Origin of the sequence: Flaviflagellibacter deserti (genome assembly GCF_042652085.1) — a bacterium.
GTDB classification, from domain to species: domain Bacteria; phylum Pseudomonadota; class Alphaproteobacteria; order Rhizobiales; family Methylopilaceae; genus Flaviflagellibacter; species Flaviflagellibacter deserti.
The window spans coordinates 194985-221810 of record NZ_JBHSJF010000006.1; the positions used below are offsets into that span (position 1 = coordinate 194985).

At 63.8% G+C, this 26826-nt stretch carries 23 protein-coding genes and 1 tRNA gene; 18 read left to right on the forward strand and 6 right to left on the reverse strand.

Annotation, left to right across the window (positions count from 1 at the left end; genetic code table 11):
* Positions 1–73: 73 nt before the first annotated feature.
* Both ACFPFW_RS07890 and ACFPFW_RS07895 read right to left on the reverse strand, forming a co-directional pair.
* The gene (locus ACFPFW_RS07890) at positions 74–3241 is read right to left on the reverse strand and encodes an efflux RND transporter permease subunit (protein ID WP_114956505.1); all 3168 of its coding nucleotides are present in this window, start codon (positions 3239–3241) and stop codon (positions 74–76) included.
* 9 nt (positions 3242–3250) lie between these two features.
* The gene (locus ACFPFW_RS07895; RefSeq protein WP_162799625.1) at positions 3251–4429 is read right to left on the reverse strand and encodes an efflux RND transporter periplasmic adaptor subunit; all 1179 of its coding nucleotides are present in this window, start codon (positions 4427–4429) and stop codon (positions 3251–3253) included.
* Between the two features lie 257 nt (positions 4430–4686).
* On the opposite strand from ACFPFW_RS07895, the gene ACFPFW_RS07900 reads away from it, so the two are divergent.
* On the forward strand, positions 4687–5091 hold the full coding sequence (locus tag ACFPFW_RS07900) for a hypothetical protein (RefSeq protein ID WP_114956503.1): 405 nt from the start codon (positions 4687–4689) through the stop codon (positions 5089–5091).
* Between the two features lie 33 nt (positions 5092–5124).
* A complete protein-coding gene (locus tag ACFPFW_RS07905) occupies positions 5125–5274 on the forward strand; it encodes a hypothetical protein (RefSeq protein ID WP_379770192.1) in 150 nt (49 codons plus the stop codon).
* A 66-nt stretch (positions 5275–5340) separates the two neighbouring features.
* Here ACFPFW_RS07905 and ACFPFW_RS07910 read toward each other — a convergent pair.
* Positions 5341–5414, reverse strand: a tRNA-Gln gene (locus ACFPFW_RS07910).
* A 223-nt stretch (positions 5415–5637) separates the two neighbouring features.
* Between ACFPFW_RS07910 and ACFPFW_RS07915 the strand changes: the two genes are divergently transcribed.
* The 3 genes from ACFPFW_RS07915 (at position 5638) to ACFPFW_RS07925 (ending at position 11450) form a co-directional block, all read left to right on the forward strand.
* Positions 5638–6759, forward strand: coding sequence for an efflux RND transporter periplasmic adaptor subunit (locus ACFPFW_RS07915; RefSeq protein ID WP_114956502.1), 1122 nt, complete (start codon positions 5638–5640; stop codon positions 6757–6759).
* A 3-nt stretch (positions 6760–6762) separates the two neighbouring features.
* Complete coding sequence (locus ACFPFW_RS07920; RefSeq protein WP_114956501.1) at positions 6763–9837, forward strand: efflux RND transporter permease subunit; 3075 nt, start codon at positions 6763–6765, stop codon at positions 9835–9837.
* A 347-nt stretch (positions 9838–10184) separates the two neighbouring features.
* Positions 10185–11450: a porin gene (locus ACFPFW_RS07925; RefSeq protein WP_114956500.1), complete on the forward strand. Its 1266-nt coding sequence runs from the start codon at positions 10185–10187 to the stop codon at positions 11448–11450.
* A gap of 463 nt (positions 11451–11913) precedes the next feature.
* On the opposite strand, the gene ACFPFW_RS07930 is transcribed toward ACFPFW_RS07925, so the two are convergent.
* Positions 11914–14067, reverse strand: coding sequence for a lytic transglycosylase domain-containing protein (locus tag ACFPFW_RS07930; protein WP_114956499.1), 2154 nt, complete (start codon positions 14065–14067; stop codon positions 11914–11916).
* 258 nt (positions 14068–14325) lie between these two features.
* Here ACFPFW_RS07930 and dapA point away from each other — a divergent pair, with 258 nt between their 5' ends.
* Positions 14326–15213, forward strand: coding sequence for a 4-hydroxy-tetrahydrodipicolinate synthase (gene dapA / locus ACFPFW_RS07935; RefSeq protein ID WP_114956498.1), 888 nt, complete (start codon positions 14326–14328; stop codon positions 15211–15213).
* The gene (gene smpB / locus ACFPFW_RS07940; protein WP_114956497.1) at positions 15210–15686 is read left to right on the forward strand and encodes an SsrA-binding protein SmpB; all 477 of its coding nucleotides are present in this window, start codon (positions 15210–15212) and stop codon (positions 15684–15686) included. Before dapA ends, smpB begins: the two co-directional genes overlap by 4 nt.
* Positions 15687–15832: 146 nt before the next feature.
* Here smpB and ACFPFW_RS07945 read toward each other — a convergent pair whose 3' ends face one another.
* Together ACFPFW_RS07945 and ACFPFW_RS07950 are read right to left on the reverse strand one after the other, a co-directional pair.
* A complete protein-coding gene (locus ACFPFW_RS07945; RefSeq protein ID WP_114956496.1) occupies positions 15833–16465 on the reverse strand; it encodes a uracil-DNA glycosylase in 633 nt (210 codons plus the stop codon).
* A gap of 3 nt (positions 16466–16468) precedes the next feature.
* Positions 16469–17062 carry a LabA-like NYN domain-containing protein gene (locus ACFPFW_RS07950; protein WP_114956495.1) on the reverse strand — a complete coding sequence of 198 codons (594 nt, stop codon included), beginning with the start codon at positions 17060–17062 and terminating at the stop codon, positions 16469–16471.
* Between the two features lie 248 nt (positions 17063–17310).
* On the opposite strand from ACFPFW_RS07950, the gene rpoZ reads away from it, so the two are divergent.
* The 11 genes from rpoZ (at position 17311) to recO (ending at position 26815) form a co-directional block, all read left to right on the forward strand.
* The gene (rpoZ, locus tag ACFPFW_RS07955) at positions 17311–17694 is read left to right on the forward strand and encodes a DNA-directed RNA polymerase subunit omega (protein WP_114956494.1); all 384 of its coding nucleotides are present in this window, start codon (positions 17311–17313) and stop codon (positions 17692–17694) included.
* 75 nt (positions 17695–17769) lie between these two features.
* On the forward strand, positions 17770–18972 hold the full coding sequence (locus ACFPFW_RS07960) for a benzoate/H(+) symporter BenE family transporter (protein ID WP_114956493.1): 1203 nt from the start codon (positions 17770–17772) through the stop codon (positions 18970–18972).
* Between the two features lie 86 nt (positions 18973–19058).
* Positions 19059–21266, forward strand: a complete 2208-nt coding sequence (locus ACFPFW_RS07965) for a RelA/SpoT family protein (protein ID WP_114956492.1) — start codon at positions 19059–19061, stop codon at positions 21264–21266.
* A 23-nt stretch (positions 21267–21289) separates the two neighbouring features.
* Entirely contained in the window at positions 21290–21889 is a 600-nt protein-coding gene (gene pyrE, locus ACFPFW_RS07970; protein WP_114956491.1) for an orotate phosphoribosyltransferase, read from the forward strand.
* Between the two features lie 31 nt (positions 21890–21920).
* Positions 21921–22460, forward strand: a complete 540-nt coding sequence (locus ACFPFW_RS07975; protein WP_114956490.1) for a DUF2062 domain-containing protein — start codon at positions 21921–21923, stop codon at positions 22458–22460.
* Complete coding sequence (locus ACFPFW_RS07980; RefSeq protein ID WP_114956489.1) at positions 22457–23215, forward strand: pyridoxine 5'-phosphate synthase; 759 nt, start codon at positions 22457–22459, stop codon at positions 23213–23215. Before ACFPFW_RS07975 ends, ACFPFW_RS07980 begins: the two co-directional genes overlap by 4 nt.
* Entirely contained in the window at positions 23212–23628 is a 417-nt protein-coding gene (acpS, locus tag ACFPFW_RS07985) for a holo-ACP synthase (protein WP_114956488.1), read from the forward strand. Before ACFPFW_RS07980 ends, acpS begins: the two co-directional genes overlap by 4 nt.
* An 85-nt stretch (positions 23629–23713) precedes the next feature.
* Positions 23714–24460, forward strand: a complete 747-nt coding sequence (lepB, locus tag ACFPFW_RS07990) for a signal peptidase I (RefSeq protein ID WP_114956674.1) — start codon at positions 23714–23716, stop codon at positions 24458–24460.
* Positions 24460–25179, forward strand: a complete 720-nt coding sequence (rnc, locus tag ACFPFW_RS07995) for a ribonuclease III (RefSeq protein ID WP_114956487.1) — start codon at positions 24460–24462, stop codon at positions 25177–25179. The genes lepB and rnc overlap by 1 nt, the downstream gene beginning before the upstream one ends.
* Complete coding sequence (gene era, locus ACFPFW_RS08000; protein ID WP_114956486.1) at positions 25172–26089, forward strand: GTPase Era; 918 nt, start codon at positions 25172–25174, stop codon at positions 26087–26089. Before rnc ends, era begins: the two co-directional genes overlap by 8 nt.
* Positions 26090–26815: a DNA repair protein RecO gene (gene recO, locus ACFPFW_RS08005; protein ID WP_114956485.1), complete on the forward strand. Its 726-nt coding sequence runs from the start codon at positions 26090–26092 to the stop codon at positions 26813–26815.
* Positions 26816–26826: the final 11 nt, after the last annotated feature.

Sequence of the window (26826 nt, forward strand, 5' to 3'; positions counted from 1 at the left end):
TTCACAACATCGTCGAAAGCCCAGCTGGCTGAACACATCCCGTCGCTGCCCTTAACCACCTCTTTCCTTGAGGTCATTCGGCGGGTGCCACGGCGGTCTGCTTATGCTTGGCCAACAACTCCAGCCGCCGGCTGATCACATAAAAGATCGGGGTGAAAATCAGCCCGAATGCGGTGACGCCCGCCATGCCGAAGAACACGGTGGTCCCGAGCGATTGGCGCATCTCGGCGCCGGCGCCAGTTGCGACCACCAGGGGTACGACGCCGAGGATGAACGCCAGGGAGGTCATGAGGATCGGCCGTAGCCTTGTCCTTGCCGCCTCGACAGCGGCATCGACGGGCGTCATTCCATGGTCTTCTCCTTGCCGCGCGAACTCGACGATCAGGATCGCATTCTTGGCGGCAAGGCCGATCAGCACTACGAAGCCGATCTGCGCCAGAATATTGACGTCCATCGCCATGACCAGCAGCCCGCTCACGGCGGCCAGAAGGCACATCGGCACGATCAGCATCACCGCGAACGGCAGGGCCCAGCTTTCGTATTGAGCTGCGAGCAGCAGGAATACGAAGACGATCGAGGCAAGGAAGACGATCATGCCCGAGCTTCCTGCCATCCGCTCCTGCAGCGCGAGTTCCGTCCACTCGAAGCTGTAGCCCTCCGGCAGCGTCTGCCGGGCGATCTCCTCCATGCGATCGAGTGCCGTTCCGGTCGACACACCGGGCGCTGCGGCGCCCTGGACTTCGCCGGCGGCACGCAGATTGAACCGGGGCATACGATACGGGCCGTTGCGCTCCTCGAAATTGGCGAGGGAACTGAGCGGTACCATCGCGCCGGAATCGCTGCGGGTCTTGAAGTTGCCGATCGTTTCGATGTCCTGGCGGGTGACGCCGTCGGCCTGGGCTCGAACCTGGAAGGTGCGGCCGAGGAAGTTGAAGTCGTTCACGTAGGACGAGCCGAGATAGATCTCGAGCGTCTCGAAAACACGGCTTGCCGGCACGCCGAGCATCTCGGCTTTCACGCGGTCTATGTCGGCATAGAGCTTCGGCGTCGCGGTATTGAACGGCGTGAAGACCCGCACGAAGCCGGGCGAGGCGCTGGCGGCCGAAACCATGCTCTGAACGACGCGCTCCAGTTCAACCGGACCCGCCCCGGTCGTGTCCTGCACCATCATCTTGAAGCCACCCGCATTGCCGATGCCGCGCACCGAGGGGGGCTTGATCGGAATGAAGCGGGCTTCCGGTATATCCGCGAGCCTCGCTGGCAATCCGGCTATCAGCGCGTCCACGCCGAGACCGCGACCGGCTCTCTCCGAAAAGGGCTTGAGGATGATGAATGCGAGACCGTTAGCGGAAGCATTCGTGAAGGTCGCGCCGTCCAGACCGGCGATCGCGACGACATGCGCAATGCCATCGAGATCGACCAGGCGGTTCGACAGCTTCGTCATCACGGCCTCCGTCCGGGAGAGCGATGAGCCCGGCGGCAGTTGAACCGAGGTGATGAAATATCCCTGGTCGAGCTCCGGGATGAAGCCGGTCGGCGCGCGTTCCAATTGCCATCCGGTCAGACCGAGCAGAGCGGCGTAGGGCACCAGCATCAGCACGGCATAGCGGAGCAATCGCCGCGTCAGCCGGCCGTATCCCGACGAGAGTCTGTCGAAACCGGCGTTGAAGGCCCTGAACGCACGGTCGACCCGCAGCATCGACAACAGGCCGCGCGGTTCATGATGATCCGGCCGATGCGGCTTCAGCAGCATGGCGCACAGAGCTGGACTGAGAGTCAGCGAGACGAAGGCCGATATCGCGGTCGCCGATGCGATGGTGACCGCGAACTGACGGAAGAACTGCCCGGAGATGCCCGACACCATGGCGGCCGGGATGAAGACCGAGCAGAGGACGAGCGCGATCGCGATCAAGGCGCCGCTGATCTCGTCCATGGAGCGATGAGCGGCCTCCTTGGGTGCGAGACCCTCGGCTAAATGCCGCTCGACATTTTCGACGACGACGATTGCATCGTCGACGACGATGCCGATCGCCAGGACGAGGCCGAGCAGCGACAGGTTGTTCAGCGAATAACCGAGCGCCGCCATCACGGCGAAGGTGCCGATGAGCGAGATCGGGATCGCGAGAATCGGAACGATCGCGGCACGCCATGTCTGCAGGAACAGGATGACGACCAGAACGACGAGAGCAACTGCCTCGAGGATGGTCTTGTAGACCTCGTCGACCGACTCCGCGATGAACTCAGTCGGGTTGAAGGGGATGTCGTAGGCGACGCCGGCCGGCAGCCGGGTACCCAGCCGCTTCATTTCCTCGACCACCCGTTCGGCGGTATCGAGCGCATTCGAACCAGGCTGCTGGAATATCTGGATCGGCTGCGCCGGCTGGCCGTTGAAGTTGGCAACCGCGCGGAATGTCTGGGCGGTGAGTTCGACGCGGGCGATGTCGCTGACGCGCGTGACCCGCCCTTCGGCGTCGGTCCTGACGATGATGTTTTCGAATTCCGCCGGGTCGGAGAGCCGGCCGAGCGTTTCCACATTGAGCTGGAAAGCGCCCTGGCTCGGCACCGGTGGCTGGTTCACCACGCCGGCGGCGACCTGGACGTTCTGGGCACGCAACGCGTCGACCACTTCACCCGCGGTCAGATTACGGGCGGCGACGCGATCCGGGTCGAGCCAGATCACCATCGCGTAGTCGCGCGATGTCGGCATGCGGACGTCGCCCACGCCTTGGACCCGGAGCAGCGCGTCCCTGATCTGCAGCGTCGCGTAATTCGCCAGATAGAGCTGCTGCCGCGAATTGTCCGGCGAGAACAGCTGGACGACCATCAGGATGTCGGGTGAGCTCTTCCGCACCGTGACGCCGAGGCGCCGGACGTCCTCCGGAAGCCGGGGTTCCGCGACCGCGACGCGGTTCTGCACGAGCACCTGCGCTTCGTCGACATCGGTGCCGAGCGCGAACGTCACGGTGATCGACAACTGCCCGTCGCCCGTCGCCTGCGAGGACATGTAAAGCATGTCCTCGACGCCGTTGATTTCCTGCTCAATCGGCGTCGCCACCGTGTTGCTGATGACCTCGGCCGATGCGCCCGGATACTGCGCCTGAATCACGACGGTCGGAGGCGCGATTTCCGGATATTGGGCGACCGAAAGCGTCGTATAGCCGGCCAGTCCGATCAGCACGACGAGGATGGACATCACCGCCGCGAAGATCGGACGCTCGATGCAGAAATGGGCGATCCGCATGGCGCCGCCTCAGTTCGCGAGCGCGGTCGAGCTGGGCTCGATTTCGCCGGCTTGCGGAGAAACGGCCTGACCGGCGCGAGCGCGCATCAGGCCGTTGATGACGATGCGGTCTTGCGGCCCGATGCCGCCACGCACGACGCGCAGGCCGCGTCCCTGGCTGGAACCGAGTTCGACCTTGGTTGCCTTCAGCTTGTTGTCGGCATCAACCGTGAGGACGACCCGGTCCGCCTGATCCCTGAGTGTCGCCGTCTCCGGAATGAGCAGCGCCTCGTAAGGCCGGGTCAGCGGCATTCGGAGCCGGCCGAACTGCCCCGGTGTGATGAAGAGGTCGGGATTGGGAAGTGTCGCGCGGGCGCGGATGGTGCCGGAGCCCGCTTCCAGTCGATTGTCGACGAAATCGATGGAGCCCCGATAAGGCCAGTCCTCGTCGCCCTGCATCCGCGCTTCGACAGGCATGCTCTTGTCCCTCAGCGGTGCGATCTCGCCCTTTTTCAGACCTCGCTGATAGGAAAGGAGGTCGCGTTCGCTGACGTCGAAGACGAAGTAGATGGGATCGAGCGCGACGATCGTGGTGAGAAGCACGCTGTCGGTGATCAGGGTGCCTGGATCGACCCGACGGTTGGACACGCGGCCAGCGATGGGGGCACGGATCTCGGTATAATCGAGATCGAGTTGGGCGCGAGCGACGGCAGCCTCGGCGAGTTCCAGCGACGCATCGGCGTCCTTCTTCTGCTGGCGCCGCTGGTCCAGGCTGGCCTGCGATACTGCATTGCTGCCGACCAATTGTTCGGAGCGGCGAAGTTCGAGGCTCGCAAGTTCGACGGCAGCCTGGGCGCTCGACCTCTGCGCGCGCGCCTGTGCCAGGGCAGTCTGGTAGGGACGCTGGTCGACGACGAACAGCAATTGCCCCGCCTCGACGATCTGGCCGTCCTGAAAATCGATGGACCGGAGATACCCCGTCACGCGCGCCCGGATATCGACGCTCGCGCTCGGCTCGAAACGGCCGGCGAATTCGTTCCAGTCGGTGATCTCCCGCTTCAGGGGAACCGATACGACCACCGAGGGAGGAGGGGCCGCGGCGATCGTAGCCGAGGCAGAGGTCTGGGAAGAATACCAGCCGAAGATCGACCCGCCGGATACTGCCGCAATCAGTATCCCGCCGGCCGCGATGCTACGCATGCGCGCCATCCGGTGCTCCTTTGAACGCGGCCGGATGGCTGCGTCGAGGCAATGCAAGGGGGAACCGCACGTTCGCCCACGCCTCATGACACTAAGCGGCTGATGTCGCGGAGGCTTCCCAGGAGCACCACGAAATTGTCGTCGGCTGTCGCGGCAGGGGCCACGAATACGTTTCGATACAATTTCGCGCTCTCAGGAGCCGCCGCTATCGGCCGCTTCCTTCTTGTGTCCCTTGATCCGGCTTTCTCACCTGGAATTCGCTCTTCATGGCCGATCTCGCAAAGGGGCCGGTGCTCTGGCTGCCGCATCACCTCGGTTACGGAGGCTCGCTCGTGCTGAGCCTCTCGCTTCTCGGCGGGCTTGCATTGCTGATCCTGTCGCGCAGCCGGGTCGAGACCGTAGCCGCCGACCGGCTTTCGATTCGGTCGAGCCTGAATGCGGTCTTCGTCCATCGCTGGCCGGCGGTGTTGAGCGGCGTGCTTGTCGCCGCCATAGGCACATTCGCCTACCTGCGCTTCGCACCGCTTGGCGTCACCTCGCAGATCGGCACGGCGGCGAGCGGGGCGGCGGGACTGTTGCCCGACACGCTGTACGGCCCTGGACCGCGGCCTTCGCTGCCGGCCAGTTCAAGCCGACCTTGCCGACCGGCAGGCAGATCGGCAGCGGATTGATCGGCGGCGTATTCATGGGATGGGGCGGGCGCGATGACCGCGCTCGGTTGCACGATCGGCGTACTCTTGTCGGGCATCCAGGCCGGCGCAGTTGCCGGAGGTCTATTCCTGGTCTTCTGCACCGGCGGCGTGCTGATCGGATTGCGGCTTCGCAACCCTCTTGGTCACGGAAGGTTCGGCTAAGGAGAAAAGCTAGGCTATGCGGCGAGTTGGGCCGCCGCTATCGCGACCGGAGCCGGCGATAGAAGTTGGCTGGGGAACCTGGATTCGAACCAAGATTAACGGAGTCAGAGTCCGCTGTTCTACCGTTGAACTATTCCCCAACAGGGAGCCGGGCGCGCAAATCGCTAGGCCCGGCCGGCCAGCGCAGGGGACATAACCGGAGGTGCTTGGCATTGCAAGCCCGCGCGGAAGATTGAACTAAATCTCGCGCAGGGAACCGTCTTCGCCCGCGTATAATGCTCAAGGCTGAGTTATCATCCGCGTGTCAAATGGCTCGGCCATTGCGTTGCGGCTGAGGGATTTTTGACGGGAAGGGCTGGACTGGTGAAGCGTGCATCACTGATCGCTTTGGGTGGACTGGCCGTCGTGGTGACGGGCGTTTATGGCCTGTCGCAGACCGAAGGTGGCCTTGAGGGCATCTGGAGGACCGCCACGGCGACCGAGGGGCCCGCCCTGGCTGCTCCGGTGACGACAGCGTCCGCGCCGAAACAGGGCGCCCCGGTCGAAACCGCCAAGGCGCGCTCCATCCCTGCGATGACCGAACTGCAGTCAGTCGGTTCGCTGTCATCCGATGAGTCGGTCAGCGTCGCCGCCGAGATCGCCGGCCGCATCGCCTCGATCGGCGCCAGGGAGGGCGAGGCGGTGAAGACGGGCGACACGCTCGTCCAGCTCGACGACGCACTCGCCCGCGCCGAGATGGCCAATGTCGAGGCCAATCTGAGGCTCGCCCAATCGAACTATGATCGCGCCACGACCCTGACGCGGTCCGGCGCCGGCACCGAGCGCGCCCGTGATGAAGCGCTTGCCGCGCTTGAAACCGGCCGCGCCGCGGTCGAGCTCGCGCGCGTGCGGCTCGACAAGATGAATATCCGCGCGCCTTTCGACGGCACGGTCGGCATCCGCACGGTCTCGGTCGGCGCTTACGCCCAGATCGGCCAGGCGCTGATGAACCTGGAGAAGATCGACACGCTTAAGCTCGATTTCCGCCTACCGGAAATCAATCTGCGCGACGTCCATGTTGGCCAGACGGTCCTGATCACGGTCGATGCCTATCCGGGCCAGACCTATGAAGGGCAGGTCTATGCGATCGATCCGCTACTCGACGTCAACGGCCGCGCATTGAAGATCCGCGCCCGCCTGCAGAATCCTGGCAACCGGCTGCGTCCCGGCCTGTTCGCCCGTGTCACCGTCACCGGCGCGAGTCGCGGCAATGTCGTCGTCGTGCCGGAAGGCGCGATCGTGCCGCGCGGCAACGACGTCTTTGTCTACCGCGTCGAGGGCGGCAAAGCGCTCGAATCCAAGGTCAAGCTCGGCGAGCGTCGCGCCGGACAGGTCGAGGTGGTTGAAGGATTGACCGCCGACAGCATGGTGGTGGTCGCCGGCCAGGGCCGCCTGCGCGATGGTGCGGTCGTCGAGGTCATCGCCGCCGCGGCGGAGCCGAGCTGAGCCATGCGGATCTCGGAAATCTGCATCAAGCGTCCCGTCTTCGCGACGGTGATGACGCTCTTGATGGTGCTGATCGGCATCGTCTCCTATGACCGGCTATCGGTCCGCGAATATCCGAACATCGACGAGCCCGTCGTCTCGGTGCAGACGACCTATACCGGCGCGTCCGCCGAGATCATCGAATCCCAGGTCACTCAGATCCTCGAAGGCTCGATCGCCGGCATCGCCGGCATCGACACGATCGAATCGCAGAGCCGTTCCGAGACGAGCCGCATCACCGTCCGCTTCAACCTGAACGTCGATCCCGATGTCGCCGCGAGCGATGTCCGCGACCGTGTTTCCCGCGTCCGTCGCAATCTGCCGGACGAGATCGACGAGCCGACCGTCGCCAAGGTCGAGGCCGATGCTCAGCCGATCATGTTCATGTCGTTCACCAGCGACCGCGAAGGGCCGCTGGAGATCACCGACTATATCGACCGCTTCGTCGTCGACCGGCTGAAGAATCTCAACGGCGTCGCCGACGTCCAGATCTATGGTGAGCGCCGCTATGCCATGCGCATCTGGGTCGATCGCGCCCGTCTCGCCGCCTACAACCTGACGGTCCAGGACGTCGAGGACGCCCTGCGCGCCCAGAACGTCGAAATCCCGTCCGGCCGTATCGAAAGCACTGACCGCGAATTCAACGTCCTGTCGCGCACGGGTCTCGAGACGCCGGCGGAGTTCGAGGCGATCGTCGTCAAGCTCGCCGACGGCTATCAGGTCAAGATGCGCGACGTCGCCCGCGTCGAACTCGGCGCCAAGGACGAGCGTCGCGCCAGCCGCTTCATGGGCAAATCGGCGATCTCGGTCGGCATCATCAAGCAAGCGACGGCCAATCCGCTCGATGTCTCGAACGGAGTTCGCGAGATCCTGCCGGCCATGCGTGAGAGCCTGCCGGCCGGCATGAACGTCGAGATCGGCTACGACAGTTCGGTCTTCATCGACCGCTCTATCGAATCGGTGTTCCACACGATCGGCGAGGCGGTGCTCCTCGTCGTCCTCGTCATCGTGTTCTTCCTGCGTTCGGTCCGCGCCTCGCTCATTCCGATCGTGACAATTCCCGTCTCGCTGATCGCGAGCTTTGCGATCATGTATGTGATGGGCTTCACCATCAACACACTGACGCTGCTCGCGATGGTGCTGGCGATTGGCCTCGTCGTCGACGACGCCATCGTCGTTCTGGAGAACATCTATCGCCACATCGAAGAGGGCATGAAGCCGGTCCCGGCGGCTCTAAAGGGCGCCAAGGAGATCGGCTTCGCGGTTGTCGCGATGACGATCACGCTCGCCGCCGTCTACGCGCCGATCGCCTTTGCCGAGGGTCGGACCGGCCGCCTCTTCCTCGAATTCGCGCTGACGCTTGCCGGCGCCGTTCTGGTCTCGGGCTTCGTTGCGCTGACATTGACGCCGATGATGTGCTCGAAGCTCCTGAAGCATCAGGCCAAACACGGCCGCATATTCAACATGCTGGAGCGGGTGTTCGACGGCGTGGAGCATGGCTATCGCGCCGTGCTGCGCGGCTCGCTGCGCGTCCGGCCGCTGATCATCCTAGCAGGCGTCGTCGTTGCCGGCGGCAGTGTCTACTTCTTTACGAACCTGTCCCAGGAACTGGCGCCGGTCGAGGATCGGGGCACGATTCGCCTGTTCGGACGCGGGCCGGAGGGTTCGACGATCGATTTTACGTCCCGCTATGGGCGTCAGGTCGAAGGTATCCTCGGTCAAACCGCCGATGTCCGCGCCTTCCTGGTCAATTCGGGCTCGCCGGAAGTAACCAATATGTTCGGGTTCGTGCTGTTGAACGACTGGGCCGACCGCGATCGCAAGCAGCAGGTGATCACAAGCGAACTCCAGCGCAAGCTCGGCCGGATCGCCGGCGTGCAGGCCTTCGCATCGAACCCGCCCTCGCTCGGCCAGGGGCAGGGGCTAGGCAACAAGCCGGTCAACTTCGTCATCCAGAGCTCGGGCACCTATGAAGACCTCCGCCAGATGGCGGACCAGTTGGTGACGCGGCTCGAAAGCGAGCCGGGCGTCGAGAACGTCGAGAGCGATCTCGTCCTCAACAAGCCGGAGATCCAGGTCGCACTCGATCGCTCCAAGGTCGCCGATCTTGGAATCGACGTTTCCGTCGCGGGCCGCACGCTGGAATCGCTCCTCGGCGGCCGTCAGGTCACCCGATTCGACAAGGATGGCGAGCAATACGACGTCATGGTCCAGCTCGCGGCCCAGGACCGCGGCTCGCCGTCGACATTGTCGACCATTTATCTGCGCACCGCCTCGGGCGACATGGTGCAGCTCTCCAACATCGTGCAGGTGAAGGAATCGGTCGCGCCGCGCGAGCTGCGCCGCTTCAACCAGCTTCGCGCCGCCACGATCACGGCGAACGTCGCGCCTGGTTCGACGCTCGGCAGTGCGCTCCAGGCCGTCGAGCGCGCCGCGCAGGAGATCCTGCCGAGGGGCACCCAGGTCGACTACAGCGGCCAGAGCCGCGAATTCCGGTCGTCGAGCCAGAGTCTCGCGCTCGTCTTCGTGCTGGCGATTCTCTTCATCTACCTCGTGCTGGCGGCGCAGTTCGAAAGCTTCGTCGACCCGTTCATCATCCTGCTCACCGTGCCACTTTCGATGACGGGTGCTCTCGCCGCGCTGTGGTTCGCGGGAGGAACGCTGAACGTCTATTCGCAGATCGGTCTCGTCACGCTCGTTGGCCTGATCACCAAGCACGGCATTCTCATCGTCGAGTTCGCGAACCAGCAGCAGGAAGCCGGTCGCGAGCGAATCGAGGCGGTGGTCGAGGCGGCGGTGCTGCGACTCAGGCCGATTCTCATGACCACGGGCGCCATGGTGCTCGGCGCGGTACCGCTTGCGCTGGCCACGGGAGCGGGCGCGGAGAGCCGCCAGCAGATCGGCTGGGTCATCGTCGGCGGCATGACGCTCGGCACAATGTTGACGCTTTTCGTGGTCCCGACGGTCTATTCGCTGATAGGGCGTAGCCACAGGCATGAGGCCGAAGCCGGCATCGAGCACGCGGCGCCTGCCGAGTAAAACGCAGCTTTTTCAGTGCCTTATTTCAATTACGCCGGCTGGGTTCCGGCGCGGTTCTCCGAGCGGGTCTGTCCGTACGGGACAGCCTGCAACTCCTCCAAATCGCCCCGAAAACCTACAGTGGCATCAGTGCAACACCCCGTCCCAAATGAGGCAAAGAGACGGCGGAACCTGTTGCGACGCGGCAAGCGAAAAGTCATGGTCCTCACACGACGAAGGGGTTTGCCCCGGGTCGTCTCGTCTGGTGGCCCTGGTGCAGTCAGGTGGGATACGGGGGGAAAACGGCAGGATCCACTGAGACGGACCAGCCGCTTCCCTGAGGGTCTCGAAACTTTTGGAGGACTAATATGAAGACGGTGAAAAGCCTTCTTCTCGGTTCGGCGGCAGCATTCGTCGCGTTCACCGGGGCACAGGCAGCCGACCTTCCGATGGCGGAACCGGTCGAGTACGTGAGGATCTGCGACACGTACGGCAAGGGCTTCTTCTACATCCCGGGCACGGACACGTGCTTGAAGGTCGGCGGCTTCGTCCGTTTCGACCAGCGCTATGACTTCGGCGATCGCGACTCGTTCTCGCCGTTCGATGAAGACGAGTTCGCGGGCGACGAAGCTTCGGAGCGTTACAGCAACCGCGCCCGTCTCTCGATCAAGCTCGATGCCCGTAGCGAGACCGAGTGGGGCACGCTGCGTTCGTTCCTCGAATTCCGTTCGGACGCTGACTCCGACGAGTTCCAGAACGGTGGCGACGGCAACGACTTCGTCGAAAGCGCCTACATCCAGTTCGCCGGCTTCACGGTTGGTCGCACCTCGTCGTTCTACGACTTCGTGCAGACGGCTACGGTCGCCGACTTCTTCTCGGATAACCAGGTCAATACTGTTGCCTATACGTGGTCGTTCGGCGACGGCTTCTCGGCGACGGTCGGTATCGAGAACGCGGCTAGCCGCTTCCTCGGCCCGGTTACCCTTATCGACTTCTCCCCCCTCGGCGATGGAATCGAGGGAACGGACAACACCCGCGATGCGCCGGCAGGTATTGCTGCTCTTCGCGTCGAGCAGGCTTGGGGTTCGGCTCAGTTGTCGGCTGCTGTCAAGGATAACGCCGGCGACGACAACATCGTCACGACCGACGAAGCCGATATCGGCTGGGCCGTTCAGGCAGGTGTTGCCATCAACCTGCCGACCGCTGTTGAAGGTTCCTACGTTTGGGCGCAGGGCACCTACGCTGAGGGCGCCGCTGACTACGGTTATCTCGGCACTTTCCTGCAGACGCTCACTCCGCGTGCGGACTTCGATCTTGATGGCGAATCCACTGAGCAGTGGGCTGTCGGCGGTGGCGTGAACTTCCAGGCGACGGAAACCGTTGCTCTGTACGGTTCGGCTGCTTACATCGACTACGATGGTAAGGACGGTCTCGAAGGCTCGTTCGAAGCGATCCAGGCTGCTGTTGGTATCCTCTGGAAGCCGGTCGAGAACCTGAACATCTTCCTCGAAGGCGAGTACATCACGGTGGATCACACGGACTTCACCGGTCTCGACGTCGCTGGCGTGGCTTTCCCGACCGACTTCGAAGAAGACGATCTCCGCATCCAGTCGCGTATCCAGCGCAACTTCTGATCTGGCGGGCTGATCTCACGATCAGCCAACCGATCAAGGTTCAAGAACCCCGGCGGGCAACCGCCGGGGTTTTCTTTTGTCCCTCGACATCATGATGCCCAAGCAGGCCACTCACCCCTCATGCAATGGGGGAGGACTAGGAGTGCGCGTACACCAGCCGTGTCCCGGTCCGGGTGCAGCAAAGCTGCATCTTGAGAACCGGGACCCAGCGTTCCTCGCGGCGAAGCCGCACTTCAGCTATTGAGCGCCTGCGGCCACTCATGCACTGGGCCCGGATCGGCGTGCGCTCCGCGCACTTGTCCGGGGAACGCAGCGGAGTATCGCTCGCCTGCATCGTCCGCCGGCGGTTATTGCAGCGCCCATTGCTCGTCATCCTCCGGCTTGACCGGAGGATCCACAGGAGCTCGCAACATGGATGCTCCGGTCGAGCCGGAGGATGACGGCTCTGTCATGTGAAAAGAGATCAGCTCCGCCCGCGGCGGAGATCAGCTTCGATGTTCTGCGGTGCGCGCGTTCCGAACCGCATGCGGTAGACCTGCACGTTCTCCATCACCCGCTGAACGTAATTGCGGGTCTCGGTGAACGGGATGCGCTCGACCCAGTCGACCGGGTCGACATTGGGGTCGCGCGGATCGCCGTAGCGCGCCACCCATTCCTTCACGCGGCCGGGGCCGGCGTTGTAGGCGGCGAAGGTCATGATGTAGGAGCCGTCGTAATTGTCGATCAGCTCGCCGAGATGCGCCGCGCCAAGGGTCGCGTTGAACGTGGCGTCGTTCAGCTTTCTCGCATCGAACGGCACGCCGACTTTGGCCGCAGTGCGTTTGGCCGTCTCCGGCAGCATCTGCAGGAGCCCGCGGGCCTTGGCGTGCGAGACCGCGCTGGCGTTGAACTCGCTCTCCTGCCGCGCGATCGCGTGGACGACCGGAAGTTCGACCGGCATGCCGACGGGCTGGAACTTGGGAACGCCATTCGTCGGCCAGGCCGCGACCTCGACCGGGAAGCCGTTCTGGATGCCCGCCTTGCCGACCAGAAGCTGGGCGCGCGGATCGTTGTTCCTCTCGGCGATTTCCGCCAACAGCGTCAGGCTGGCCGTGTCGCGAAGTGCGTCGGCCGTTTCCTTGAAGAGGGGGATAGCCTTGTCGCGCGCACCCGCCGCATAAAGGATACGGATGGCGCGGACGCCCGGATTGCGGTTGAACGCGTCGCGGGCCTGCGCCGACGGCTGCATGGCCTGGATCGGGGGATGATTGCCGCCGAGCCGGGCGCGAGCGAGCTGGCCGTAATAATAAGTGCCGTAGCGGGCCGCCGACGCGAAGTAGGACTGCGCCGCGCCCATATTGCCGGACGCTTCCTCGGCGCGGCCAAGCCAGTAATCGCCGCGCGCCTTTGTCATCGGCGTCAGGCCGACACGGGCGATCTCAGCGAAATGCTTCTTGGCGAGCGTGGGATCCTTCAGGAAACGCAGAGCGATCCAGCCGGCATGCCATTCGGCGTCGGCGATATCCGCCGACTTGACGTTCCCGTGCCCGGCGGCGACGCGGTAGGCCATTCTCGCATCGCCGAGATCGAGCATATCGCGGGCGAGCCAGCGGCGCTTTTCCCACCACGCGCCTTCGTCTACGAGCGCGATCGGATCGCGCGTCACCTCGACCATCAGCTTTGCCGCTTCCTCGTCCTTGTTCTGCGCGAGGAGCAGGTTGATCTGGGCGAAGCGGTAGCTCGGCGTCTTGCGCAGATTGGAAGGAACCGCCGCCATCAGAGACGCGGCGTCCTTCGTCTTGCGCGCCACGGCGATGCGAGCCTTGGCGATCGCCTGATAGCCGGAGCCGGCCCGCGCCGCGTTGCGCATGCCGTTGGCGGTCTCGCCGTCGTAGAGGAAGTGGTCGGCCCGGGCGCCATGGTCGTCGGCGGTCAGCAAACCACCGAACTCGTCCAGCACCTTCGACTCAATGTCCGGTGTCAGGTCTTCCTCTCGCCACACCGATTTGACCAAGCGCGCGGCACCGTTGCGGTCGGAGATGCGGGCGAGGGCGAGCTTGCCGAGACCGGTCTGCGGCGTGCGGCCGCTGAGGAAGGCGCGGATCGTGCCCGCGTCGAGGTTCTCGAGGTAGAGCGCTTCCTCAGCACGACGGGTGATCAGCGCGCGGGCCGGCCAGTCGGGATTGTCGTTCAGGAAGCCGGCCATGGCCGAGAACCCGACTTGGCGCGACGCGGCACGGATCGTCAGCCAGTCGAACAAGGTTCGGGCGGCGCGATCGCGAAGCTGGTCGCGGATCGGCTGGGCATCGCCGAGCTTTCCGCCGTCGAGATAGGCGATCGCGGTCTTGATCAGCACGACGTCCGACTGGTTGATGCCGGTCGAGGAATCGCGCGAGGCGCCGAGCAGCGACGACAAACCGTTGCTGACGGCGGGCGAACTCGGTGCGAAGGCGTTGGCCTGGACGGGCGGCGCCGTGAACAGCTGGGCCGGAATGCCGAGCGAGCCGGGGCCCGGAGCGGGCTGTGATGCGGTTGATTGCAGGCGCGGCGCGGGCGTTGGCAGCGGAGCCACGGCAGACGGAGTGGTGGCCGCGGGAATCGATGAGGTCGCCTCGGTCGAGGGGCGGGGCGCGGGCATGGGAACGCGCTCAGCCGCAGAGGCGAGCACGGTGGAGCAAAGCAGAATTGAGAGGCCGGTAACGAGCGGTCTCGATCTCACGCGATATCTCCGTAGATGCCCCCAAGTCTTACGCGCGATTGTTTACGAAACGCTAACCGCCACGGTCAGGTAGGCCGCAATGCGGGCAAAAGCGTGACCCTACACCTCAGCGGCGAGGGGCTTCCCCCGGAAGCTCGGCGGGATTAAAGCTTACCGCCCATTCTGAGGAACATCGAGATGTCGCACCCGTTCAAGGGTTCTTTCACTGCTCTGGTCACGCCTTTTCGCGACGGCGCCGTCGACGAAAAAGCGTTCCGTGAGCTGGTGAGCTGGCAGATCGAGGAAGGCACCCACGGCCTCGTTCCCGTCGGCACCACCGGAGAAACGCCGACACTCACACATGAGGAGCACCGTGCCGTCATCCGCATGTGCGTGGACGAAGCGCGCGGTCGAGTGCCGGTCATCGCCGGTGCGGGCTCCAATTCCACAGCGGAAGCCGTAGAGCTCGCCCGCTATGTCGAAAAGGCCGGTGCCCAGGCAGCTCTCGTCGTCACGCCCTATTACAACAAGCCGACGCAGGAAGGCGTGTTCCAGCATTTCAAGGCGATCAACGACGCCATCGGCATTCCGATCTTCATCTACAACATACCGGGCCGCAGCGTCGTCGATATCTCGGTCGAGACCATGGCCCGCCTGTTCGAGCTGAAGAACGTCGTCGGCGTGAAGGACGCGACGGGCAATCTCGCTCGCGTCAGCCAGCAGCGCGCCGCGATGGGCAAGGAGTTCATCCAGCTTTCGGGCGAGGACATGACCGCGCTCGCCTATAACGCCGCCGGCGGGCAGGGCTGCATCTCCGTCGTGTCGAACATCGCGCCGCGCCTCTGCTCGGAGCTCCAGCTCGCGACGCAGGCTGGCGACTACGCCAAGGCGCTTGATATCCAGGACAAGCTCATCCCGCTCCACGCCGCGGTTTTCATGGATCCGGGCGTTGCCGGTGCCAAGGCCGGCCTGTCGATTCTCGGCCGGGTCGCTGACGAAGTCCGCTTGCCCCTGATGCCCGCCACCGTCGGAGCAAAAGAGGCCGTCCGTAAGGCGATGGTGCATGCGGGCGTGTTAAACGGATGAGTGCCGCCAAGGCGGAGCAGAAGCGCACACTCGTCGCCGACCATCGTCAGGCCCGCTACCACTATGAGATCGGCGAGGTCTTCGAGGCCGGCATCGTGCTGACCGGCACCGAGGTCAAATCGCTGCGCACCGGCAAGGCGACGATCGCGGAGAGCCACGCCGCCGAGAAGAATGGCGATATGTGGCTCTACAACGCCTATATCCCGGAATATCTCGCGGCCAACCGCTTCAATCACGAGGCCAAGCGGCCGCGAAAGCTGCTGCTGCATCGCCGCCAGATCGCCAAGCTTGCCAATGCCGTCCAGCGCGAGGGCATGACGGTCGTTCCGCTCAAGCTTTATTTCAACGAGCAGGGCAGGGCGAAGGTCGAGATCGCGCTCGCCAAGGGCAAGAAGCTGCACGACAAGCGTGAAACCGAGAAGAAGCGCGACTGGAACCGCGAAAAAGCACGAGTGCTCAGGGACCGAGGCTAAAAAGAAGCCCCGCCGGGAGGCGGGGCGGGGCTTCTGCCAAGAAGAGCAACAGGGAGGGAATTGCTCTTGCCCACTAAACTAGCGGGCGCTCTCCCGGTCCTGAATCATCCATAGGTTTGGGTGAACTAACCGAAACCGAAACTCCCTCAGCACAGATACTCCTGCACCCGGGCGAACACCGCCCTGAACATATCGGTGGTTAGCCGGCCGGTATTCGTGTTGTAACGGGAGCAATGATAGCTATCGAAAAGCCTGATCCGGCCGATATCGTGCTCGGCGCCATGACCGAACTTGGCGGCATTCATCGGTGCACCGAGCGCGCGAAGCGTGCTCTCGTGAGCGATGCGCCCCAGTAGAACGACGGCCTTCACGTTCGGCAGTCCTTCGAACTCGCCGGTCAGGAACTGGCGGCAAGTATTGATCTCGGCGCCGACCGGCTTGTTCTGCGGCGGCACGCAGCGCACGGCGTTGACGATCCGCGCGCCGACGAGTTCGAGCCCGTCATCCGGCCGCTCGTCGTAAACACCCGTGGCGAAGCCGAATTCCAGCAGCGTCGCGTAAAGCAGATCGCCGGCCCAGTCTCCGGTGAAAGGGCGGCCGGTGCGGTTCGCGCCTTGCAATCCCGGCGCGAGGCCGATGATCAGAAGCTCGGCATTTTCGGGCCCGAAGCTCCGGACCGGTGCGTTGTGCCAGGTCGGCGCGCGTTCGCGCCACGTCTCGCGGAAGGCAACGAGACGCGGGCAGAGCGGACAATCGTGCGGTGGCTGAACGGGAGTGATGGGTCAGTCCTCGACATCGTCCGCCGAGGGCCCGCGCACGAAGCGGGGCAGCCGATCCGGACGGTCGGCCTGAGGTCGGCCGATCTTGGTGTTGAGCTCGGAGATATCGAGGAACTCGTCGGCCTGACGGCGGAGGTCGTCGGAGATCATTGGCGGCTGGGTCGCCACCGTGGAGACGACCGTCACCCGTACGCCCTTGCGCTGGAGCGCCGCCACCAGGGAACGAAAGTCGCCATCGCCAGAGAACAGATAGATGTGATCCGCGCGTTCAGCGATCTCGAGCGCGTCGACCGTCAGCTCGACGTCCATATTGCCCTTGAATTTGCGGCGACCCGTCGAGCCGTCGACATATTCCTTGGTCGGCTTGGTCACGACCGTGTAGCCGTTGTAGTCGAGCCAATCGACCAGCGGCCGGAGCGAGGAATATTCCTGATCCTCGACCATGGCGGTGTAATAATAGGCTCGGATCAGCTGGCCGTAGCTGCCGAACTCCTTGAGCAATTTGCGATAATCGATATCGAAGCCGAGAGTTTTCGCGCTGGAATAGAAATTGGCGCCGTCGATGAACAGGGCGATCCTGGGCACGTTGTGGGTCATGGTCCCGGCAATGGTTTACCGGACGCGGCCTTGAGACGAGATCAGCGCAACCAAATAGAAAAGGATCGCCTGAAAAACCGTCGGACGAAAAATCCGCGTCCGTGATTTGAAATCATTCTGAAGATGTCGATCTCGCGTCGAGATGTGTCAAGCGCGCGGCAGGCTTATCCCGTCAGCCTTGAACCTGACGCAGATGCAGGTTATGTGACGAGTCAATCTCCCGATCCGAATCCTGAGAAAGGCCGCCCATGGCCCGCGTTACCGTCGAAGATTGCATCGACAAGGTCGAAAACCGTTTTGAGCTGGTCCTGCTCGCCGGCCACCGCGCTCGTCTGATTGCAGGCGGCCAGCCGCTGCTGGTCGACCGCGACAACGACAAGAACCCGGTCGTCGCACTCCGCGAGATCGCCGATGTCGCCATCAAGGCCGAGGATCTCAAGGAAGATCTCATCCATTCGCTGCAGAAGCATGTTGAGGTGGACGAGCCCGAGCCGGAGCCCGTTCCGATGCTTGCCGCCGGCGGCAACGACGATATCGCTTTCGATCGCATGACCGAGGAAGACCTTCTCCGCGGCCTCGAAGGCTTGGCCCCGCCGGTCGACACCAGCAACGACGACGACGGCGCCGACTAGTCGGTCCTGAACTGAACGTCATGTCCCCGCCCATCGGCGGGGACATTTTTTTATGGCGGCTTTGGGTCATTCGCCATGGCTGACGAGGCAGAAGACAAGAGGGCAGGCGGGTTGGTTCCGCTCTCGGCGTTCACGTCAGCGCTCGTCGCCGCTCTGGTCGGCTTCGGCAGTACGGTCGCCATCAACGTCCAGGCCGCGCAAGCCATGGGCGGCAGCCTGGCGGACATCTCGTCCTCGATTACCGCGCTCTGCCTCGGAATTGCCATCGCCGGAAGCGGGCTGAGCCTGTTCTTCCGCATGCCGATCGTTCTCGCCTGGTCAACGCCGGGTGCTGCGCTCATCGCCGCGAGCACGCTCAGTCCCGGCTGGCCGGTCGCGATAGGCGCTTTCGTCTTTGCGGCGACGCTGATGGTGCTGCTCGGCTTCATCCCCGCTTTGGGGCGGCTCGCGGCGCGTATTCCGTCCTCGATCGCCGCCGCAATGCTGGCAGGAGTGCTCCTCCCGTTCTGCCTCAATCTGTTCCGCACCCTGCAGTCGGATCTCCTGGTCGCGGTGACCCTGCTTCTGGTCTTCGTCGTGGTGCGCCAGCGGTTGCCGATCTACGCCATGCTAATCGTGCTCGTCGTCGCCGTAGGCATCGTCATCGGGCGAGGGGATGCGAGCGGGCTGTCCTCATCATCTTTGTTCGGCATGCTGGAATGGACGACGCCCGAATTCGATCCACGCGCCATCATCAGCCTCGGCGTGCCGTTGTTCCTGGTGACGCTCGTCTCGCAGAACCTGCCTGGCCTCGTCGTGCTGAGCTCCGCCGGCTACAAGCCGCGCCCGGAGCCGATCCTGCTCACGACCGGCCTGCTCTGGCTCGTGCTCGCACCCTTCGGCGCCCACAGCACGAACCTCGCCGCCATCACCGCCGCGATCTGCACGGGCGAGGACGCTCATCCCGACAAGCAACGCCGCTGGGTCGTCGGCATCATCTATTCGGGCTTCTATGTCCTGCTCGCGCTCTTCTCCGCGCCGCTGATCGGCCTGTTCATGACCATGCGTCCCGAGACCATCGCCGCGATCGCCGGCATCGCTCTGCTCGGTCCGTTGACGAATGCGGTGGTCAACATGGTCGCCGTGCCCGAGGATCGCGAGGCGGCGGTCCTTACCTTTGCGGCAACCGCGTCCGGTGTCGCTCTGTTCGGCATCGGCTCGGCCTTCTGGGGGCTCGTTGTCGGATTTATTGCGCTGGGAGCCCGTGCGCTCCTTGCCAAACGAAGGTCTGCCGTCTGACCATGTGTTTGCCCTTGCCGAAGGCTCTGGCGAAACCTCATATACGACCGGGAGATGCGGCGGCGGGTTATGCCGCCAGGTAAGGTATGATCCGTCAATACGAACTCGTCGATCGCGTCCGGAAGTACAACCCGCATACGGACGAGGCGCTTCTCAACCGCGCCTATGTCTATGCGATGAAGGCCCACGGCGGTCAGACGCGCGCATCGGGCGATCCGTACTTCTCCCATCCCCTTGAAGTCGCTGGCATTCTCACCGAATTCCGGCTTGATGACGCGTCGATCGTCGCGGCCCTCCTGCACGACACGATCGAAGACACAGATACCACCAAGGATGAGGTGGATCGGCTGTTCGGCACGCAGATCGGCCGTCTGGTCGATGGCCTGACCAAGCTCAAGAAGCTCGATCTCGTTTCCAAGCAGGCAGCGCAGGCCGAGAATCTCCGCAAGCTCCTTCTCGCCATCTCGGAAGACGTTCGCGTCCTGATGGTGAAGCTCGCCGACCGTCTCCACAACATGCGCACGCTGCATTACGTGCCGGAGGCGAAGCGCGCCCGCATTGCGGAGGAGACGCTCGACATCTATGCGCCGCTCGCCGGTCGCATGGGCATGCAGGAAATGCGCGAGGAACTGGAGGATCTGGCGTTCCGGCATCTCTTTCCGGAAGCACACAAGACCATCACCGAGCGGCTCCTCACGCTTCGCGAGAAGTCGAGCGATCTCATCGCCAAGATCGAGAGCGCGCTCGACAAGAAACTGGCGGAATACGGTATCAAGGCGGAGATCAAGGGACGTGAGAAGCGGCCCTATTCGGTCTGGAGCAAGATGGAGCGCAAGGCGATCGCCTTTGAGCAGCTCTCCGACATCTTTGCCTTCCGCGTCATCACGGATTCGACCGAGGACTGCTACCGCGCGCTCGGTATCGTCCATACGACCTGGCCGACTGTGCCCGGCCGCTTCAAGGACTACATCTCGACGCCGAAGCAGAACGATTACCGTTCGCTGCACACGACGGTCATCGGACCCGGCCACCAGCGCGTCGAGCTGCAGATACGCACCGAGGACATGGATCAGGTCGCCGAATACGGCATCGCCGCGCATCCGCTCTACAAGGACGGAACGACCGACGAGGATCGCGCCGCCCTGACCAAGGACAGCCGCGCCTATGAATGGCTGCGGCGGACCATCGAGATCATCGCCGAGGGCGACAGCCCGGAAGAATTCCTCGAGCACACCAAGCTCGAACTCTTTCAGGACCAGGTGTTCTGCTTCACGCCGAAGGGCCGCCTCATCGCCATGCCGCGCGGCGCGACGCCGATCGACTTCGCCTATGAGGTCCACACCGACGTCGGCAATTCCTGCGTCGGCTGCAAGATCAACGGCCGCAACGCGCCGCTGGTTTCGGAGCTGAAGAATGGCGACGAGGTCGAGATCATCCGCGCCGCGACAAAGCAGCCACCGGCGGCATGGGAATCGCTTGTACGTACGGGCAAGGCGCGCGCCGCCATCCGCCGCGCCACCAAGGCCGCCGTCCGCGCCCAATATGCCGGTCTCGGCCGCCAGATCGTGGAACGCGCCTTCGAGCGCGCCGAGAAGGCCTATTCGGACGACATGCTGAAGCTCGCGCTGCCGCGCCTGGCGCGTCATTCGGTCGAGGAGGTGATGTCGGAAGTCGGGCGCGGCGAGATGCTGGCCAACGATGTCGTCCGCGCCGTCTATCCCGAAGTGAAAGCCGATCGTCCGGCCGCGCGCCGCACCTCGAAAGTCCCCGGAGCGCAGGCGGTCAAGCACGGCTCGACTTTGCGTTCGATCGAGCCCGGCCGGATCGAGGGCCACAATGGTTCGATGTTGCCCATCCTGGGCCTGCGTACCGACATCGCGGTTCGTTTCGCCCCGGATGGCGGCGCCGTTCCAGGAGACCGTATCGTCGGCATCATGACGCCGGGCGAGGGCGTGACGATCTACCCGATCCAGTCGCCGGTCCTCGCCCAATACGAAGACCAGCCCGAGCGCTGGCTCGACGTGCGCTGGGACATGGATGCGGCGTCGATCCTGCGTTTCCCGGCGCGGCTGCTGGTGACCTGCATCAACGAGCCGGGTTCGCTCGCCTATATCACCGGCACGATCGCGCAGAACGACGGCAACATTGACGATATTTCACTTGTCGCGCGCTCGTCCGACTTCCATGAGATCACGCTGGATCTGGGTGTGCACGACTTGAAGCACCTCAACGACATCGTCCGCGATCTCAAACGCTCGACTGTGATCAGCAGCGTCGAGCGGGTGAACGGCTAACGCGGCAAAGACGGGAAAGAGCGATGACGCAGGACGAAGTGATGCAGAATTTCCGGGAGGCGGGCGCGCTTCTCGAAGGACATTTCGTCCTGTCCTCGGGCCTGCACAGCCCGGTCTTCCTGCAGAAGATGTTCATCTTCCAGGACCCGGTCCGTACCGAAGTCCTTTGCAAGGCGTTGGCCCGGAAGATCGAGGCTGCCTTCGGCAAGGTCGACGTCGTGGTCTCACCGGCGGTCGGCGGCATCGTTCCGGGTTACGAGACCGCGCGTCATCTCGGTGCCAAGGCGGTCTTCGTCGAGCGCGAGGACGGCGTGTTCCGCCTTCGTCGCGGCTTCGAGATCCGGCGCGATGCGCGCGTCGTCATGGTCGAGGACATCGTCACGACCGGCCTGTCGTCTCGCGAATGCCTGGCTTCGATCCGCGACACGCCCGGCCGTATCCTCGGCGCGGCCTGCCTGATCGATCGCTCGGGCGGCAATGCCGACCTCGGCGTGCCGCTGGTCGCGCTGGCGACGCTGGAAATCCCGACCTATCACGCCGACGACTTGCCGCCCGAACTGGCCGCGATCCCGGCGACGAAGCCCGGTAGCCGCGGGCTTGGCAAGAGCGCGTTCGCGCCATGACTTTGACACCGGCGGCCCGCATAGACCCGCGATGAAATTCAAGAGCCGCACCAAGAAGCCGTTCTCGGCCCGCGTTCAGGACGCGGTCTGGCCGCGCATGGGGTGGAAACGAGCCTTGAAATATCGCGGCCTTCAGCTGATGCGGCTTTCGGGATCTCCACATGCCGTCGCTGCTGGAACGGCTGCCGGCATTTTCGCGGCGTTCAGCCCATTGTTCGGCCTGCATTACGTGATCGCCTGCGCGGTCGCTTATGTGCTTGGTGGCAGCATCATTGCCGCGGCTGCGGTGACGACGCTGGCAAATCCGCTGACGCTTCCGTTGTTCTGGGCCGCGTCATATGAAGTCGGTCGTCTTTTTGTCCACGGCGCACATCATTTCTCCGCCAAGGACCTGATCGAACAGCATTCATGGGCGGCGCTCGAGCCGTTCATCGCGCCGCTTCTGATCGGCAGCGTCATCCTCGGCGCGGTGCTTGGCGCCGTGACCTATTTCATCGTTCGCTCGCTCATGACTGTTCAGCACGACAGGAAGCTCGCTCTTCGCGCCATTCGCGCACGGGGGGCTGCATGACCAGACCCATCCGCCTCGGCGTCAACATCGACCACGTAGCGACCATACGGAATGCGCGTGGCGGATCATTGCCGGACCCCGTCCGCGCAGCCGCTCTGGCGATTCAGGCAGGTGCCGACAGCATCACTGCTCATCTCCGCGAAGACCGTCGGCATATCCGTGACGACGATATCGAGCGGCTTCGCGCACTGTCCGCGCCGCTCAACCTGGAAATGGCCGCGACGCCCGAAATGGTCGCTCTCGCGGTGCGTCTGAAGCCGCACGCCTGCTGTCTCGTCCCCGAACGACGCGAGGAACGGACGACTGAAGGCGGGCTCGATGTCATCGGACAGCGAAATTCGCTGGCCCCTGCCATCGCCGCGCTCAACAAGGCCGGCATCCGAGTCTCGCTGTTCGTAGAGCCATCCCCCGACGTGCTGCGCGTATCGTCCGAACTCGGGGCGCCGGTCGTCGAACTGCATACCGGAACGTGGTGCGAGGCGGTGGTCGCAGGCCATACCGCGCAGGCTGCTGCCGAGTTCGAGCGGATCAAGAGCGCTTCGCTCCTAGGCGCTGAACTGTCGCTTGAAATTCATGCCGGTCATGGCCTCGACTATGCGACGGCCGAGACCATTTCCGAGCTTCCGGACATCGCGGAACTGAATATCGGCCATTACCTGATCGGAGAGGGCATCTTCGTCGGTCTCGGCAATTCCATTGCCCGCATGCGTTCCGCCATGAACGCTGGCCGTGCCCGGTTGGGATCCGCCGCGTGATCCTTGGTATCGGCTCCGATCTCGTCGATATCCGCCGCATCGAGAAGACGATCGAGAAATTCGGCGACCGTTTCATCCAGCGGATCTACACGCCGCTCGAACAAAAGAAGGCCGAGAGCCGTGCCGAGCGGATCGCCACTTACGCCAAGCGCTTCGCCGCCAAGGAAGCTTGCTCGAAGGCGCTCGGCACCGGTTTTCGTCGCGGGACGTTCTGGCGCGATATGGGCGTCGTGAACCTTCCGAGCGGCCGGCCCACCATGGAATTGACCGGCGGCGCGCGGGCTCATCTCGAAAGAATGATTCCCCCGGGCTACCGGGCGCGGATAGATGTGACCATCACGGACGAATTCCCGATGGCGCAGGCGTTCGTGATGATCAGCGCCGTACCAGCCGAAACGGCCGAATCGTTGTGAGGCGGATTGCAAACGTCTATCAGAGACCGGCGTGGTGCGGCCGTCTCGAACCCCTGAGAATGCGAGCAGCGTGATGCGAGGCGATATGAGCGTGACTACCGAGAAGAAGAGCGAGGGGGGGATCCTCGAAACCCTCCGGGTCGTCGCGCATGCGCTGATCATCGCGGTCATCATCCGGACGATCCTGTTCCAGCCTTTCAGCATTCCGTCGGGCTCGATGAAGGACACGCTGCTTGTCGGCGACTTCCTGTTCGTCTCGAAATACTCCTACGGCTACAGCCGCTTCTCGATCCCGTTCTCGCCGCCGATCTTCTCGGGTCGCATCTGGGGTGCCGAACCGACGCGCGGCGATGTCGTCGTCTTCAAGCTGCCGACCGACAATTCGACCGACTACATCAAGCGCGTGATCGGCCTGCCGGGCGACAAGATCCAGATGCTCGACGGCGTGTTGCACATCAACGGCAAGGCGGTACCGAAGGAGCGGATCGACGACTACGTCGAATACGACGCCGGCCGTCCGATCCGCGTTCCGCGCTACAAGGAGACGCTGCCGAACGGCGTCGTCTACGAGACGCTCGATCTCGTCGAAAACGGTTTCTACGACAACACGCCCGTCTATGAGGTGCCGGAAGGCCATTACTTCATGATGGGCGACAACCGCGACAACTCGACCGACAGCCGTGTCCTCTCGGCGGTCGGCTACGTCCCCTACGAGAACCTGGTCGGCAAGGCGCAGGTCATCTTCTTCTCGGTGGAAGAGGGACAACATGCCTGGGCTTTCTGGAATTGGCCCTGGACTGTCCGTTGGTCGCGGATCTTCAATACGCTCTGATGAAGAACCCTCGTGCCGCCGCCCGCTCGGGTCTGGAGGCGCGGCTCGGCTACCAGTTCGCCGATCCTGCACTCCTCGACCATGCGCTGACGCATGTCTCGGCGGTGAAGGGTGACAATCCGCGGACGGGCAGCTATCAGCGGTTTGAGTTTCTCGGCGATCGTGTCCTTGGTCTCGTCGTGGCCGAGCTGCTGTTCAAGACCTTTCCCGATGTTCCGGAAGGGGAGCTGTCGCAGCGTCTGTCGGAACTCGTCAGCGCGGAGACATGCGCTCAGGTTGCCGCCGAACTTGGTATTGGAGAGGCGGTCAAGCTGGGCGAGGGCGAGGCTCGCAGCGGTGGACGCAAGAAGAAGGCGCTGCTGGCGGATGTCTGCGAATCCGTGATAGCGGCCGTGTATCTCGACGGTGGACTTGAGCCGGCGCGAGATTTGATCCATCGCAACTGGCAAGGCCGCATGCTCCGTCCGCGCAAGCATCTGCGTGACGGCAAGACGGCGCTGCAGGAATGGGCGCACGGCCGGGGGCTGGCGACGCCGGATTATCGCGAGATCGGCCGCACCGGCCCGGATCACCATCCGGTCTTCCAGGTTGAGGTCTTCGTCAGCGGCGGGGAACCGGCGAGGGGAGAGGGGCGCACCAAGCGCGTCGCGGAGAAGGCAGCCGCGGAAGCCTTCTTGATCCGCGAGGGAATTTGGACCAACGAGGCGGTACATGACTGACATCGAGACACCGCCTGCAGATACGAAATGCGGCTTCGTCGCGCTCATCGGCGCGCCGAACGCCGGCAAATCCACGCTCCTGAACGCCCTTGTCGGCGCCAAGGTGTCGATCGTCACGCACAAGGTGCAGACGACGCGTGCGCTGGTGCGCGGCGTCGTCATCGAGGGCAACAGCGAGATCATCTTCGTCGATACGCCCGGCATCTTCGCGCCGAAGCGGCGATTGGACAGGGCCATGGTCGCAACCGCCTGGGGCGGTGCGAAGGACGCCGACCTGACCGGTGTCCTCGTCGACGCCCGCAAGGGGCTGGACGACGAAGCGCTCGAAATCCTCGAACGGCTTGGACAGGTGAAGAAGCCGGTCTTCCTCATCCTCAACAAGATCGACCTCGTGAAACGCGAGCAACTCCTGAAGCTCACCCAGGATGCCAGCGAAAAGCATCCCTTCGTTCGCGTCTTCATGATCTCGGCGCAGAACGGCGACGGCGTCGACGATCTCAAGCAATGGCTAGCTGGCGAGATGCCGCCAGGGCCGTGGCTTTACCCGGAAGATCAGCTCTCCGATCTGCCGCTGCGTATGCTGGCCTCCGAGATCACCCGCGAAAAGCTGTTCCTGCGTCTGCACGAGGAACTGCCGTATTCCTCGACCGTCGAGACCGAGCTCTGGGAGGTCCGCAAGGACGGCTCGGCGCGGATCGAGCAGACGATCTATGTCGAGCGCGAAAGCCAAAAGAAGATCGTCATCGGCAAGGGTGGCCAGACCATCAAGTCGATCTCGATGGCCGCGCGCGACGAGATCGCCGAAATCGCCGAGCAGCCGATCCACCTGTTCCTGTTCGTGAAGGTGCGCGAGAACTGGTCGGACGATCCCGAACGTTACCGAGAAATGGGACTGGAGTTCCCGCGCTAGATGCACTGGACCGACGAAGGCGTAATTCTCTCCGCCCGTCCCCACGGCGAGAGCAGCGTCATTGTCGAACTTCTGACGCGCGACCACGGCCGCCATCTCGGTCTCGTCAGAGGCGGTCGTTCGCGCACCCAGCGGCCGGTGCTTCAGCCGGGCAATCTGGTCCGAGCCGAATGGCGGGCTCGGCTCGACGAGCATCTTGGCAATTTCGCGCTGGAGGGCCTGACGCTCAGGGCCGCCCGGCTGATGGAGGCACGCGCTTCCGTATTCGGCCTCTCCTGGCTGTCGTCGCTCACGCGATTGCTCCCCGAGCGCGACCCGCATCCGGCCGTGTTCGAAACGCTTGGCCTCGTCCTCGACCATCTCGAAGACAACGAGATCGCTCCGGCGCTATTGATCCGGTTCGAACTGGCCATGCTGTCGGAGCTCGGCTTCGGTCTTGATCTGTCGTCATGTGCCGCGACCGGTACATCAGCCGATCTGGTCTGGGTGTCCCCGAAGTCGGGCAGGGCCGTCAGCGCTATGGCCGGCGCTCCCTATGCGGACCGCCTCCTGAAGCTTCCGGATTTCTTGGTCGGCTCGGGCGGCAATGCCGCGCCTGACGACAAGGACATAGACGCCGGTTTTCAGCTCACCGGTTTTTTCCTGTCGCGCGATGTCTATGAACCGCGCGGTATTCCTGTTCCCGACGTAAGGGCAGCATATATCGCAGCCGCGGCCATGGTTTAGTAGAGGGGGTT